At 42.0% G+C, this 14,942-nt stretch carries 9 protein-coding genes and 1 riboswitch; of the genes, 4 read left to right on the top strand and 5 right to left on the bottom strand.

All coding sequences use genetic code 11. The features are described 5' to 3' along the window. The first annotated feature begins 344 nt into the window (after positions 1–344). Positions 345–2,648, top strand: a complete 2,304-nt coding sequence (locus J8M00_RS00735; protein WP_211008467.1) for a S9 family peptidase — start codon at positions 345–347, stop codon at positions 2,646–2,648. A gap of 417 nt (positions 2,649–3,065) precedes the next feature. Here J8M00_RS00735 and J8M00_RS00730 read toward each other — a convergent pair whose 3' ends face one another. Then, positions 3,066–4,022, bottom strand: coding sequence for a nucleoside hydrolase (locus J8M00_RS00730; RefSeq protein WP_211008466.1), 957 nt, complete (start codon positions 4,020–4,022; stop codon positions 3,066–3,068). Positions 4,023–4,550: 528 nt separating this feature from the next. Further along, a riboswitch (cyclic di-GMP riboswitch) is annotated at positions 4,551–4,633 on the top strand. Positions 4,634–4,863: 230 nt separating this feature from the next. Here J8M00_RS00730 and J8M00_RS00725 point away from each other — a divergent pair. The 3 genes from J8M00_RS00725 to J8M00_RS00715 are packed head-to-tail and all read left to right on the top strand — an operon-like array spanning position 4,864 to position 11,099. Then, on the top strand, positions 4,864–6,660 hold the full coding sequence (locus tag J8M00_RS00725; RefSeq protein ID WP_211008465.1) for a cellulose binding domain-containing protein: 1,797 nt from the start codon (positions 4,864–4,866) through the stop codon (positions 6,658–6,660). A 12-nt stretch (positions 6,661–6,672) separates the two neighbouring features. Continuing rightward, positions 6,673–9,843 (top strand): DUF1592 domain-containing protein, encoded by a 3,171-nt coding sequence (locus J8M00_RS00720; protein ID WP_211008464.1) that lies wholly within the window; start codon positions 6,673–6,675, stop codon positions 9,841–9,843. A gap of 29 nt (positions 9,844–9,872) precedes the next feature. Continuing rightward, the gene (locus tag J8M00_RS00715) at positions 9,873–11,099 is read left to right on the top strand and encodes a DUF1552 domain-containing protein (RefSeq protein ID WP_211008463.1); all 1,227 of its coding nucleotides are present in this window, start codon (positions 9,873–9,875) and stop codon (positions 11,097–11,099) included. 682 nt (positions 11,100–11,781) lie between these two features. On the opposite strand, the gene J8M00_RS00710 is transcribed toward J8M00_RS00715, so the two are convergent. The 4 genes from J8M00_RS00710 to J8M00_RS00695 all read right to left on the bottom strand — a co-directional run bounded on the left by J8M00_RS00710 (position 11,782) and on the right by J8M00_RS00695 (position 14,792). Then, on the bottom strand, positions 11,782–12,114 hold the full coding sequence (locus tag J8M00_RS00710; protein WP_211008462.1) for a hypothetical protein: 333 nt from the start codon (positions 12,112–12,114) through the stop codon (positions 11,782–11,784). Positions 12,115–12,489: 375 nt separating this feature from the next. Further along, entirely contained in the window at positions 12,490–12,723 is a 234-nt protein-coding gene (locus tag J8M00_RS00705; RefSeq protein WP_211008461.1) for a hypothetical protein, read from the bottom strand. Positions 12,724–12,932: 209 nt separating this feature from the next. Beyond that, a complete protein-coding gene (locus tag J8M00_RS00700) occupies positions 12,933–13,379 on the bottom strand; it encodes an energy transducer TonB (RefSeq protein ID WP_211008460.1) in 447 nt (148 codons plus the stop codon). A gap of 1,035 nt (positions 13,380–14,414) precedes the next feature. Next, entirely contained in the window at positions 14,415–14,792 is a 378-nt protein-coding gene (locus J8M00_RS00695; RefSeq protein WP_211008459.1) for a DUF6713 family protein, read from the bottom strand. Positions 14,793–14,942 lie beyond the last annotated feature (150 nt).

Raw genomic sequence — 14,942 nt, 5'->3', positions numbered from 1 at the left:
CTGAAAAAAGACGCCATAGTACCAAAACTGACCGCTCCTATCTATTTTGGATGAATTCCTAGATTTTGTTTAAGGATAAATAGGGTAACGTCGTCGTAGACAAACCTAAATTTGAAGAGGTGCTATTTTACGCGCCCTACTCAATGTCATGCATACAAGCTCTCTTACCTTTCCAGACTTACACAATTGGATATTGTATACAATTGTGTGTTGCGATATAGTTAGCTTGTACCACAAACGTCAATGTTCTTACTGCCAAAGGCTACGTTGAGTCTTTTAGATATAATAAATACTGAACATTTGGAGTGCAGATAAATTGATATAAAAAGTAAGGAGTATGGTCAATGTCACAAAGCAAAAGTGTAGCTTTAATGGCAGCTGTCAGCCTTTTAGCTGCATGTCAAAGCAACTTGAACTCTACTAATATAGAGCCGATAGAAAAGTTAAGTATACGAGACTCTGATTATCAAAGAGCGGAACAGTTTTTACCGCAAAATTTAATACCATTGGTAAAGAATACTAAGCTAGCCCCCAACTGGATTGGTGAGGGGAATGCTTTTTGGTTTAAACAGAAAAATCACCAAGGATACAAATATATCTATGTCGACCCGCTAAATAACCTACAAAAACCGTTATTTGATCATAAAAAACTAGCAAGTGCTTTGCTTCACTCCGGGGTTGAAAATGCAGAGAAAGACCCACTCTCTTTGGAATCTTTGAACGTAGAACTGCCATTAATTAGCTTTACTATCCACGACAAAAAATTTCAGTGTGATATCAAACTATATATCTGCTCACCAAATAAAAATGCCAGCTTAGCGAAAGAGCCAGGAACATCCCCCGATGGCCAATGGAAACTGACCGTTGAACAATATAACCTAGTGTTGACGAGTCTAAAAACTGGCTCAAAAACACAGCTGACGACTGATGGAACCGAAGGCTTTCCCTATGGGCTTATGCACCCAAACCCTGCAAATGACCTTCGCGATGATAAGCCATATCAACCTAAACAAGTTTATGCCAATTGGTCCGAAGATAGTCAATATGTAATGACCTATCAGCTTGACCGCCGTAACACAGGTAAATATGCACTCGTTCGGGCATCTCACCAACGAGGAAAACGGCCAGAAACCACTGAGTTCTATTACCCATCAGCGGCCGAAGAGCAGCTACCCTCCGCGCACTTGATGCTGATCAATGCTGAAGACAAAACGGTTACACGCTTAAAGGCTCCCCCTGTCATGCAAACCTACTATGGTGCAGCCCTATGGGGGTGGTGGCAAGAAGACGGTAAGTTTGTCTACCACAACCGATTTAGAGGAAACCGTCAGTACTTCATGCGTGAAGTTAACCCTAAAACAGCCAAAGTGCGTGTGCTGGTTGAAGAGCGCGATGATAAATACGTCGATCCTTGGGTACAGCAATATTGGGCACTACCAGAGCTAAACGCTTTTATTTGGAGCTCACAAAGAGATGGCTATCAACATTTATATCTGTACAACTCTGTTGATGGCAAGCTGAAAAATGCGATTACCAAAGGGAATATGACGGTTCGCGTTATACGTGGTGTAGATACCAAAAAGCAGCAAGTCTACTTTGAGGCGTCTGGCAGAGAAACAGATAGAGATCCTTACCTTCGTCATCTTTACAGGGTGGATCTAGATGGTCGCAACTTAACATTACTGACTCCTGAAGTTGCCGAGCATGACACTCGAATATCGCCTGACTTTAAGTACTTTATAGATACCTATTCGACCACCACACAAGCCCCTATTTCAATATTACGTAGCACCCAAAATGGTAAAGTTATTCGAACATTACAAAAAGCCGATACTAGCGCGCTATTCGCGTTGGGATGGCAACCACCTAAGCCATTTTCAGTCCTTGCAGGTGATGGTAAAACGCCTTTATATGGCTTGATGTATTTACCCTCGAACTTTGACCCCAATAAAAAGTACCCGGTAATTGATGACATATATACCGGACCACACAACTTTTTTACGCCTAAATCATTTGTAACCTATCGCAGCCAAGCGAATGCACTCGCTGAACTTGGGTTTGTAGTCATAAAAATGGATGGCCGAGGCACTAACAAGCGCGGCCGTGAGTTCCATGAATACTCTTTTAAAAATTTAAGTGGTGGCAGTGATGATCACGTTACTGCAATTAAACAGCTTGGCAAACGCTTTGACTTTCTGGATCTTAACAGAGTAGGCATTTTTGGCTTTAGTGCCGGTGGTTACGATACAGCGCATGCGATGTTTAAGTATCCAGACTTTTTCAAAGTGGGCGTATCAGCATCAGGTAATCATGACTTTAGAGTGGACAAGGCTGGTTGGAATGAAATGTGGATGGGCTACCCAGAAACACCGGAGTGGGAAGCACAATCAAACTTAAACTGGGCTAAACATTTACAAGGTAAATTACTTATTGCTCATGGCGAGTTGGACACCAATGTGCATCCAGCAGCAACTTTACAACTGGCTGACGCTCTAATGAAAGCCAACAAGGACTTTGACTTGATGATTTACCCTAATATGGGGCACGTACTTGATAAAAACCCATATTTTGTTAGGCAGCGTTGGGATTATTTTGTGCGTCATTTATTAGGAGCAGAGCCGCCCAAGTCCTATGTGATCAGTAAATAGCTTTTGCAGATTTTAATTAAACAAATCTCAAAGCGCGTTACAACTAAATTTAAAAAGCCCCGGAGTTTCACTGGGGCTATTATGTAAATTTAAAGGTGTATCCTAGGTGAGGAAATTGACGCGTTTGTGCCTCCTAGATATTCGCGGAATTTATGCTGACCGCGTCGAAATAGCTATCGTTAATGGGAACAAAGGACATCCCAGTTTCCCGTCTGGCGGATTCACGATAAACATCACCCGCTAGGCTAACTCAGTAACAAGAAGACCGATACAAAGGCCTTCTTGTTATGACTCACACTGCTAAATAGTATCTACCTTGCGTTTAGCACGCTAAGTTAGAGCATTTTATGTTCTATCAAGTTTTGTAAACTCAATGAACCACCCAAAACCAACATTTCCTCAGCCTGACTAACTAGTTTAATTGCCACAAATGATATCGAAGTAACGCTGATTAAATGTTTGGGGCTCCACATTGATTGCTATGGTTTGTTTTGGTGCTGTAGCCCATTCATCAATTGGAAAAACTCTATTTGAACCTTTAAATAAAGTATGTCCTTTTGCTGGCCCTTCGGTTATGACTCGTATGTGCCCTTGCTTTGTTGTAAAAATTTCAGGTGAGACCAAATACATGATTGCTGAAGAGTCATGTACATAAAATCCATCTAAACCAAGGTCATCATTGTAAAACTTTGCATAAAAACGTGTAATGTCATAAATAAACTGACCGTACTTTTCGCTGTGCGTCCTTACTTTCTCTAAATACGCATTTGACATCTGGGTTTGCTGCGTAACATCTAACCCAACAATGGTGACAGGCCAATCTGCATTGATAACAATATCTGCGGCAAGCGGATCTCCGTACACATTCGCTTCGGCAAACGGTGTCAGATTACCCGTATGACCGTTATGTCCAAAAGCCCCACCCATAATGATGACTTCTTTTACTAACTTGCCGATTTCAGGAGCTTTTTCAATTGCCAGCGCTAAATTTGTAAGTCTACCTACCGCAACTAACGTAATTTCTCCCGGTTGCTTTTTTAGTGTTTCAACAATGTAATCATGTGCAATGAGTGGAGATAGAGGTGTATTGATTTGATCAGGTAATTCAATATTGCCTAAGCCATTATCACCATGAACAAGGGTTGCAGGCTCTGTTTTCACTTGATCGAGTGGTGTATTTACTCCCTTAGCGACCTCAGCATGCATACCAAATTTTTGCTTTAAATAAAGCGCATTACGCGTAGTGTTTTCTATACTTGCATTGCCAAAAGTGGTCGTAATACCGACCACTTCAATATCTTGACAAGCATGTGCTAGCAGTAGCGCCATCGCGTCGTCAATTCCAGGATCCGTATCAAATATTATTTTTTTCATTTAACTTCTCATACACTTGGAACGATATAAAAATCATATCACGACATATATCGACACTTCACTAGCATTCGTTCAATTTTAAGCAAAGGCATTAATCAACGTATGATTTTACGTTAACTTCACCCATGTAAATTCTGCTGCAATAAACCTCCCTGAAACCCATCTTTCGCGGTCTACATTGGCTAAATTTTGAAGATGTGTCAGGTAATATCTATAAAGAGATATGCACAAAGCTGATTATGGCTAATTAACAGCTTTACTCCTTTTTATGGAAGGTTCTAATTCACTTTTGCCGCTACTGAATTCACCGACACTATTTGTATACCAGCAAAAATAGTGCCCTTATTTAAAATTCTGCCACCATATTGCCACTTAAAAGCAAGTCGTTAATTTATATAAATTTCTCAAGGAAAGTCTGAGCATTTTGTATGGCTTTATAGAGCATTATGAGGTGAAATGTGCAAATACTGTGAAAGTTGCTGTTGGGGCTTTGCGGTTATTGTGCTTTTAAGCTAACTTGCTTTAACAGGCTTAAAATAGCAAACCTTTTGAAAGAAAGGGACGCAAAGCTTCCGGTCTAAGGTGAAAACTAAGATAGCGGGGTTGCTGAATGCCAACGCTTATATTGCTGACAATGTGCATACTTTTGGCTCGTATGCGCGTTGCGTAGCCGATCGGTATTCACGCCTATGACATATCATGTCATACCCCCAGTCCATGGTTTTTCACTATACCTGATTATTGCGCTAGCTATTGACGCCTGTGAGATCTGGTCGTTCGCTTATTCAGCGATGAGCAGCAAGGAATAACATGTCAAATGGCAATGTTTCGGGGAATTTTCATGAGACAACATAGATACAATAGCAAGCATCGCCGATTTTTAAAAATCGGTCTCTGCTTAATGGTTTTGGGACATCCCACACACGGCTTGGCTGCGCAATGCGAGTTCAAGGTTAAAAATGAGTGGCAAAGTGGCTATACCGCCGAAATTACCGTATATAACAATACTGACTCCGCCATCAATGGCTGGGAAGTAGGGTTGGAATTTAATCACGGTGAGTCAATCAATAATGCTTGGCGAGCTCAACTGAGTGGTAACAGCCCATATCAATTCAAAAACCTGAGCTGGAATAATACTATCAATCCAAGCTCGTCCAAGTCGTTTGGCTTTAACGTCAAAAAAAGTGATGGACAGGACGCTACTACACCAAGGTTATTTGGTATTTGTGAGGGAAGCTCACAAAATGATGACGTTAAGGTTGTAGTGTCAGCGTCTGAAAATCAAGGCACAGCCCCCGCAACAATCAACTTTACCAGCGAAGCGACAAATTTACCGTCAGATAATGTGAGTTATCGCTGGGATTTTGGTGATGGGCACGACTCAAATGACATTAACCCGCAGCATATCTTTGAGCAAGCAGGATCTTATTCAGTTTCCTTAACCATCAATGATGGTACAAATGACTACCCTGCTGCCCCAATACAGGTCACGATTAGTGACCCTCAGCCAGAGTCGGCGCAATGTACTTTTGAAGTTGAACAAGAGTGGATCTCAGGCTTTCGTGGCAAAGTCACTATCACCAATACTGAAGCGGTTGCCATTTCAAACTGGAAAGTACTCATGGCTTTTTCAGATAACACCAAGTTGACAGGGGTTTGGCATGGTCGCCACAGTGGAAATAACCCTTATGAAATCATTAATGAAAATTACAATGGCACAATAAACCCTGGTCAGAGTTTAAATTTTGGCTTCAATGCCCAAAAAGCACAAGAAAATGACACTCCAGCAATTCCTTCTCTTGGCGGTTTATGCTCATTAGACGGTGATATTAATCACGCACCATTAGCAGTTGCTTCAGCCTCTACCACATCAGGTGAATACCCATTATCGGTGGCCTTTGATAGCAGTGAATCCTCAGACTTAGACGGTGACACCCTTACTTATAGCTGGGACTTTGGCAACGGACATACTTCAAGCGAGCCAAACCCTACTTATATTTTTGAAGAAGAAGGTGTATTTTCTGTCACGCTGATGGTCAACGACGGGGTAATAAGCACGGTGAGTGACCCTATTAGTATTCAAGTATCAAAGCCTGAGGCTCCACCTGTAAGCGGGCCATTTGTATTAAGCCCTCAAAGCTCCCAGCTTTATTTTGTCTCGACTAAAAAACAGCACCTCGTTGAGTCACACACGTTTCACAATATCAGCGGCAGTATTACACCTGAGGGGATAGCAAGGTTATCTATTGATTTGACCAGTGTTGATACCAATAACGATACCCGTGATGGCAGAATGAAAGAATTTTTATTCGATACCGAGTCATTCCCAACCGCCGAAGCCCTGCTCTCCATTGACTATGCAGCGTTAGTTGCACTCCCCATTGGTAGCACTGAAAAGCAATCCATCTCAGCCACACTCAACCTCACAGGCGTTATAAAAGAAGTAAACGCCGAAGTTGTAACCCGACGTCTTGCGAATAATAAAATTTTGGTGCAAAGCCTAACACCAATCGTATTAGACGCAACAAACTTTGGCTTGGAGCCAGGCATTGAAACGCTTAAAACACTGGCGAGTTTGTCTGTGATCAGTTATGCAGTGCCCGTGAGCTTTAATCTCATTTTTGAAGCACAGCAATAGGAGGGAAAGAAGATGAAACGCAATAATTTAACACACTTTTTTACCCTGACTGATGCTTGGCTTAGCACGCCTAAAATTGCTAAGTTCGCTGCTTGTGTCAGTCTACTCACCAGTGCCTCTTTTGTTCACGCAGCACAATGCTCTTTCACTATTCCAGACAATTGGAACAATGGCTTTAAAACTGAGATCGTCATTGAAAATCAGTCAGATCAAAACGTTAATGATTGGTCTCTCGAGCTCACGTGGAATCAAGGTGTGTCGCTGCAAAATAGCTGGAATGGTAATTTCGACTGCAATAACACAGGTTGTACCATTACGTCGCAAGGCCATACGGTACATGCCAATCAGTCATTTGGCTTGGGTTTTGTCGCCAATAAAAATGGTTTAACCGATATTGTGACCCTGACTTTAAGTGGCGATATTTGCACAAACTCAGAACCTCCAACACCACCCGATGATGTGACAGAAACGGGTTTATGGCAACTCGATGGCACAGCCTCTTTACTGAGCTATGTATCAATTAAAAAAGATCACGTTGCAGAGCTCAATCAATTCGTTACGCAAAATGATGACTCTCCAGCGCTGTCTGGCAGTATCGACGCCGATGGTAAAGTAAAGCTGGCCGTTGATCTAAGTACCATTTCGACTGGTGTGGATATCAGAAACAGTCGAATTTTAGACTTACTCTTTGAGACAGATTTACTGCCCGTCGCTTACTTCAGTGCTCAAATAGACAATGCATTGTTAAGTAATTTAGAAATTGGCCAGCCAGTTATTCAAAATGTGACTGGTGAAATGAGCTTACATGGGGTTAATCAACAGATAAGTCTTGATGTGTTGGTTGTCAAACTTGCTACTGGCAAGGTCAATATCAGCACGCTTTCACCCATGATTATCGACAGTAAAAGTTTTGAAATGGATTACGGTATAGAAGCTTTACGTGTTGTCGCTAACCTCTCCAGCATTGGTGAATCTGTACCTGTCTACTTCAACCTCACTTATTTGTCTGCCGAGCAAGATAGCTTTCAACCTGTTGCAATGGCAGAAAAGCCAGCGGCTCCCACAGAGCTCAATGCAAGTGTGCTATCAATCGATGGCAAAGCGCAATTGAATTGGCGCGACAACAGCAATAACGAGACCGATTATCTGGTTCGTTTTAAAAGTCTTGATGGCCGCTGGCAAACCGCTGCCGAGCTGGCATCTAACTCAAACTTTTTCGAATCCGGTTTACCTGAGTCTGGCGAGTTTGATTACAAAGTCATTGCACTCAACAACTCAGTACCTTCAGAGCCAAGTAATATCGAGCGTGTGGTTGTCACCCAAACCGATCCCGTTGCCCGAGGCATGCAACTATATCAATCAGGGTGTGCAGGTTGTCACGGCTCAGAAGCTGGTGGCTTGGGCTCATTCCCAGCCCTTGATACTGAGCGAGATATACAAACCATGATTGATACCATTGTCACCACTATGCCTTATGGCACACCTAGTGCGTGTGATGAGCAATGTGCAGCAGATATCGCTGCGTATCTACAAACACTTTGGCCAGCACCTTTGACTTGTGATGTAGGCGTTGCACCTGTGGCATATGGGGCAAGACAGCTGAAGATACTAACGCAAACTGAGTACCAAAATACGGTCGAGGACTTGCTAGGTGTAGACTTTACTGTGTCTGATGGTTTATCCCCAGATTCTCAAGTCGGCTTTTTCATCAACAATACCCATGCCAGTGTGCAACCATCCAACTACAGTAATTACTTATTAGTGGCTGAAGAGCTATCAGAATGGGTGGCTGAGAATAATTTCTCACCCGCATTAAGCTGTTCAGCAATTAATGAAGACTGTGCCAACAGTCTGGTTGACGAGCTTGCACCTCAAATCTTCCGCCGTCCATTAACGCAAGATGAGTCACAAAATTACAAAATGATAGCCACTGGATTTTTCCACAGCGGAGATGTTGAAGCTGGCATGAAGCTCGCTTTGGAAGGACTACTCTCCTCACCACAATTCATCTATCGACACGAACTAGGTGAGCCAAACCCCGATAACTCAGAGCTAGATGCGGATGCTTTCGAGCTTACTTCATGGGAAATGGCGACCTTCTTATCTTATACATTCACTGGTTCAACGCCAGATCAACAACTTTGGCAGGCAGCTGAACGTGATGAGTTGCGTGATGAAGCCAATATTATTGCCCACGCTAACCGTCTTGCTGATAGCTCCAAATCTGTACTTGGGGACTTTGTTGGTAGCTGGTTAGGCACAGGTAATTTAGAAGTCGCAACCAAAGATCAAAACTTCTACCCGGGTTTTGCTGCACTGGTGCCGGCAATGAAGGCCGAGATGAGTGAAACCTTTTCATACATCATGACCCAGCCTGATGAAAGTTTCAGCTCCCTTTATACCGCTAACTACACGTTTGTAAATCAGTTATTGGCAGAGCACTACAATATAGCGGGTGTCACTGGTGACGAGTTGCAAAAGGTAGATACCACAGAGCGTGGTGGCATATTAGCCAATGGTGCATTTATGTCCCGCTGGGCTGAAGTTGCCGAGTCACACCCGATATTGCGCTCAGTGCGCGTACGCCGCCGTATGCTGTGTCAGGATCAACCCGATCCACCAGCGGGGACTTTTGAAGCCCGAGAGCAAAGGCTGGCTGAACTGTCCGATATGCTGCAAGACCCTGCAACCACGAACAAACTTAAGTATCACAGCTTAACAGAAGGCCAACCTTGCTCAGCTTGTCACGAAAAGTATATCAACCCGATGGGATTCGGAATGGAAGACTTTGACGCTGTGGGCAAAGTGAGAAGTGCAGATAATAATGGTAATACGATAGATGCGTCTGGCACCCTTTTCGCGCCTGAGAAATACGCAGAAGTCAGTGAGTCAATTCCATTTAATGGCACAAAGCAATTAGGTGCAGTGATCGCTGATCTATCTTCCGCTCAAAGCTGCCTACCACAGCAAATGTTCCGCTACGTTATGGGAGTTGGTCACGATTCAGTCGACCCAACCAGCGAAGAAGATAGGCGCCTATCTGAAACAGAACAAATAGGCTACATGTGCGAAATAGATACACTCAAAGACGCCATGATGCAAAACAGCCCAAGAGCCATGTTAGAGAAATTTGGCTCATTAAAGTCTGTGCGTTATCGCAAGGCTTGGTCAAGAAATGAATAGTGTAGGCCACAATACAGAAGGTTAATAAAATGAAAGATGAACATTTAAATAACATGATGATGTCGCGCCGTAGACTATTAAAAGTGTTTATGGCATCAGGGATTTCTACCGCCCTGATCCGCACTTCTCCATTGGTATCAGGTTTGCTATATGCAAGAGATGCAGATGCACAAAGTGCTGGACTACCAAATAAGACGGTTTCGATTTATATACCTGGTGGATCGATATCATCACTTTGGAACCCTACGGGAAGCGGCGATAGCATGCAACTGGGCGTGATGTCTGCCGGCTATGAGCCGGTCAAAACCGAATGTAACTTTATGGTCAATATGTCACACTCCAACGCAGGTCATGGCCGAATGCCAATCCTGCTTGCTCAAAATTGGGGGAGTGATAGTTATGACGTCACAATGGGCAATGCGTTAGGTCCAAACCTACCATTTCGTTATCTTAACTTAGGCGTTCACAGCAATGGTCAAGGACAGTTAACTAAAGACAACCGTAATCATTTGCCATTCCAAGAGAACCCTTTCACCGTCTTTAAAATGGTGTTCGGCAGTTCACAAGGCAGCAATAGTAAAACGCCTATTATGAATGCGCACATGTCGGCTGCCAATGCGATTAAAAACAGGCTCGCAGGTTATGAAGTTCAAAGGATGAATGATCATCTCGATGCAATTTCCGATACCCAGCGCCGCTTAGATGACCTATATGGCGGTGTGTCTTGTGGTATTGCTCCAGATAATACTGAATTCCCTTTGACCTTTGATACATTCAGTCAACAAGCACGCTTACAGGCAGATATTGCCGTGGCAGCTTTGCAATGCAATTTGACCAGTTCTATATCTCTGGCGTTTGGTAACCACCAAGCGGAATTCCGTATCCCTGAGTTGAACTTCCAAGGCCACTATCACAATGCAATACATGGCGGGAGCAACGGCCAACCTAACTACCCCTATTACACCGAAATGCGCAGCCATCTAGGCAGCTTAAGTGCGTACTTGATCCAAAAGCTAAAAGCGGCAGGCATACTGGATAGTACCGTAGTGCTAGAAACATCGGATATGGGACACGCAGATAAACACTCTGCAAACCCATGTTCATACCTCATTGCCGGTGGCGGTGCTCGCATAAACCGAGGTGTAGTCAGTAATATGGGCTCAGGTTACAACCAGCATGATGTGCTGCATACGGCAGCTAAAGCCTGTGGCGTTGACCTTGGGTTTGGCAAGGAGATCCCTGGGATTATTGTTTAGGGGATGGACTCCGTAAAAGCCCCTTTCCTTTATAAAGGGGCTTATAATTTTGCTTTAGTGAAATCACTTTTAAAGCAACCACATGCAGCTGTTCTTCCTGACCTCCACACAACATTCGTTTGGAAAAGCAGGAAATTAAAGCAGCAATATAATCATCAAGTCGAAGTGAAAAATAATACGCTAATAGAAGGCAATAAATGTGTTAGCTCAATAGTGAAACGTGATAATAGTCAACTCGTTTTTCTTGCTTGAACAGGGCTGTGCTAAACACAACTTATACGAAAGAAAATCAAAAACATCGCATGATCAATGTCCGCCTTTGGGTCCATCATTTCAATACCATCAGATACTTCACACTTCGGGTGTTGTGACTTAGCAAAGTTCTTAATAACCTCCATGCGCCTATTTTCTGGATAGAAAGGATTTACGGTATTTAACTCAAACATGCACAAATGTCGGTTGATACTTTTATTAGGCCATGCTGGCTCTTCAAAACAAGCGCTACCAACATTTTAATGCCTGTGCTTTGCTTTTCTTGGGCACTCGACACTATCAAATACAGAGCTAGTGATAGAATAAAAAATTTCACTATAGTTCAACCATTTTGTTCACTTGAATGTAAATATAAATGGCCTTTTCGCGTGTCCACAACGCACTCTAAAGGAAGCTACTAGGAGCTTTATTATTCAATTTGATTAATATGGCCAGCAATTTTATAAATGGCAATACAGCCCACCAAATAAGGGATGGTCAATATAAAAAGAAATATACTCTCCGCTAATACAACCCTTTCAGTTGAAGGTTCCAAAAAGAAGTCGATAATTACCCACTCCGCAACTGAAAGCCCAACGGAAACTAATAAGGAGTAAAGCAATACATTTCCCCATGGTAATTGCTTAACCTTGCTAAACTTGTATGCTGCTACGAAGGCAATTACAATACTTGCTACACCTATTACACCCGCAGCTCCGTGAAAAACAGAGTAAATGATAAAAAAAGCGTTACTTTCTTCCATGAAAAAACTCCTGTAGCCAATCAATTTTCTAGCCGTATATGCTGGGGAAAATAACCTGAATAAATACCAAAAGAACAGAATAAATTACAAGTCCTAATAATCACATGGGCTCGATCGTTTGTAAACATTCATTTGATGTATCCAATATACATTATGGCTTCGCCAAACTGAAACAATGGGTTTTAACGCTTTCAAACGGCCAACCCAGACGTATAAATAGGTGAAAATAAAACCGCTGACGGTTATTTTCTATGCGGCACCTTGATTATCTAAACATTGGTATTCCCGCCGTGATATCAACGACTCTGACCCCTTTGATACTGAGCAAAACGAAAAAGCCTGCGAGTTTTCATCCCAATTTAATTGCTTGTTAGTTTACAACTTTGGGTCAATCTTACTAGTACCTGAAGGCCACTCAACGACAGCACCATTACATTTATTTGCCAAAGATTGAATTGCTTCTTCCAGTATTTTGAACCCTAATTCATCGGCACCAATCGGCTCTAAAGAAAGAACATAACCATGCATTAAACCTGGGATCAACTTTAACGCTTGAGCCGTAGGCTTTTCAATATCATCAAGCTTTTCGAGTACAATCTGCCAGTCCATTTTAGGGCTTGAATATACGTACGACGTGAAATCATCCCACGTTTCAATATTCCAGTCATCTGGGTGCGGAAGGTCTGCGGGTAAAGTTGCGAGGCAAGTAACTCAAACGGCTACATCCATACTCATATATTTCTCCTTGTAAACCGACGCTTGCCGTAAACGGCACAAAAAGCACGAACTTTTTGTCCACGTTTACGACTTTGTAAGCGCTAAATTTCACTGATTGGACAGTTTTTAAGATATTCAATATCAGTTGGGTTTCTGCTTGTAGTAAAGTCCAAACGAACGGAGGTTAAAACAGGTGCACTATCCTTATTTTTTTCAGTAGCTTTCCATTTCCACTTGAATAGGGCCGCCGCTGCATGATCATCAAATACGCCTTTAGGATATGAAGAGCGGACTTTATAACCTTTGACTTTTCCGTTTTGGCCAATGCCAACAATCAAATCAACACAGCCAGATATATTATTTTTAGCTGCTGAAATCGGATACCTTGGTTCAACTCTTTTAAGAATAGTCCAGTATTCTTCAACAAGTTTAACTTGCTCTTTTGATGACAGGTCTAGATAATTCGCTTGAACTTCTTCAATGTCAGGTGCTGATGTACACGCAGTCAAAAAAAGTGTCAGTGGTATCAATATATTGGTTTTATTCATAGCTCTTTCCTTAGCTCTAGTGCCCGCTACTAATGTAAACCAAATGCAGGCGGGCGATTTACTCAGCAAATGGTATGACCGCTTTTGTGAACCTTAATTTAGCGGCTTGTTGGCTGCTTCTATTAGCAACTTTCTTCTATTTAACCTTACTTAATTCAGCTTATTTGCAATTTTATTAGGGTTTTACGAAAAAATATACACAGTCAAGTTAACGACTCTTCGAGAGGTTTTACCGCAAAAACTGAATAGGCGTATTGTTATTGACTGTAATACCATTTCGAAAGGAAACCTTAATATATCTTGATCCATAAAATGAATCACCCTCAGAGATTTGTTGGATATGCCTCTTGGGTATTTCGCTTGGATATTCTTCTAGTTTGAGTATTAAAAACTAACCCCCTTTTATCATCCGCTATTATTTTTTGGTACAACAATCTACTGGTGATAATGAAAAACAGAATAAACCACGACATGAAACATTAGCCATATTCCAAAGCTCCCAAAGATATGCCTCCAATATAAGCTTTCCAAAAAGCTGAAGTCTTTATTGTTAATAATTCAACCAATTCACATACACTAATAGGAAACTAACGCTTTACTACTGGGCGCAAATATACTTTGCTACAATGAGCTGAAAAGAAACACAAGCCAGCTGGTTTTGTTTTCTTGTTTAGTAGTAACCTGTCAAACAAGATTTGAATACAGTGTCTCGTCTGTTGATTGGTGCCATATTGGATCATTCGCCCTGAACAACCCCACGGCGAGTTTGTCATAAAGCAATATAACTTCTTCATTGGAAAGAAACTCACCATTATGTTCAATTGAGTCGCCAGAAAAATACAATCAGGAAAGAACTATGTAATCGACAATCACTCTTGGCAAAGAAGTTAGACGGCGAAAGTACTACGTGATGATGGAAGTTAGTCACCCCCTGCCATACGTGCGCTTACAAAATCTGATTAGAAGACCCTTTATGATAGGTTCCCCAAGCGCATCAACAAAAGTCAAATACCTTTGCTCTGCCTGAGTGACTTGTTATGTACTAGGTTTGTTTTTACTAAGAAAAATGTAAACTATTCCACATAATGAACCACCGAAAATTAGTAGGTCAGAAACCCAAGAGTTAAATTCATAATTATCATGCCCCATAAATGCAACATGCAGAATACCATGCACTACGAGAAACATAGACAGCCAAAACTTAGTTTTAAATCTCACGTTGTCGTTTGGGCTTGCAATCAAAGCCACTAAAATCGCAAACAACGGTATATGAGTTAGGACAAAAGTCAGTTCGGCTATATCAGGGGGTAACCAACTAACAATTGGTAAAACCAGCCATTCATTGTTTCTCATGGCATCTAATTCATGTGTAAAAAGAAAGCCAACCCCCAAGTAGAAAGCTCCGTCTCTCATTCGTCCTCCATGGTACATAACAACATCTTAGCGTGAATTCACGGATACCTCTTTTAACTACAATTGAGATATACACCATATCAAGCAAACTTTGTTTATTACTTTTAGTAACTTAATAACAACTACACCCCGTATTTTCAACGCCAAAAC

Source organism: Pseudoalteromonas luteoviolacea, from assembly GCF_018100925.1.
Classification (GTDB): domain Bacteria; phylum Pseudomonadota; class Gammaproteobacteria; order Enterobacterales; family Alteromonadaceae; genus Pseudoalteromonas; species Pseudoalteromonas obscura.
This window is presented reverse-complemented; position numbering and strand designations above follow the sequence as displayed.

What these genes read in the sequence shown, in the direction of transcription:
- J8M00_RS00730 (WP_211008466.1), bottom strand. Translation starts at nt 4,022, where the DNA reads ATGAAAAAAATAATATTTGATACGGATCCTGGAATTGACGACGCGATG.
- J8M00_RS00715 (WP_211008463.1), top strand. Translation starts at nt 9,873, where the DNA reads ATGAAAGATGAACATTTAAATAACATGATGATGTCGCGCCGTAGACTA.
- J8M00_RS00720 (WP_211008464.1), top strand. Translation starts at nt 6,673, where the DNA reads ATGAAACGCAATAATTTAACACACTTTTTTACCCTGACTGATGCTTGG.
- J8M00_RS00725 (WP_211008465.1), top strand. Translation starts at nt 4,864, where the DNA reads ATGAGACAACATAGATACAATAGCAAGCATCGCCGATTTTTAAAAATC.
- J8M00_RS00710 (WP_211008462.1), bottom strand. Translation starts at nt 12,114, where the DNA reads ATGGAAGAAAGTAACGCTTTTTTTATCATTTACTCTGTTTTTCACGGA.
- J8M00_RS00695 (WP_211008459.1), bottom strand. Translation starts at nt 14,792, where the DNA reads ATGAGAGACGGAGCTTTCTACTTGGGGGTTGGCTTTCTTTTTACACAT.
- J8M00_RS00705 (WP_211008461.1), bottom strand. Translation starts at nt 12,723, where the DNA reads ATGGACTGGCAGATTGTACTCGAAAAGCTTGATGATATTGAAAAGCCT.
- J8M00_RS00700 (WP_211008460.1), bottom strand. Translation starts at nt 13,379, where the DNA reads ATGAATAAAACCAATATATTGATACCACTGACACTTTTTTTGACTGCG.
- J8M00_RS00735 (WP_211008467.1), top strand. Translation starts at nt 345, where the DNA reads ATGTCACAAAGCAAAAGTGTAGCTTTAATGGCAGCTGTCAGCCTTTTA.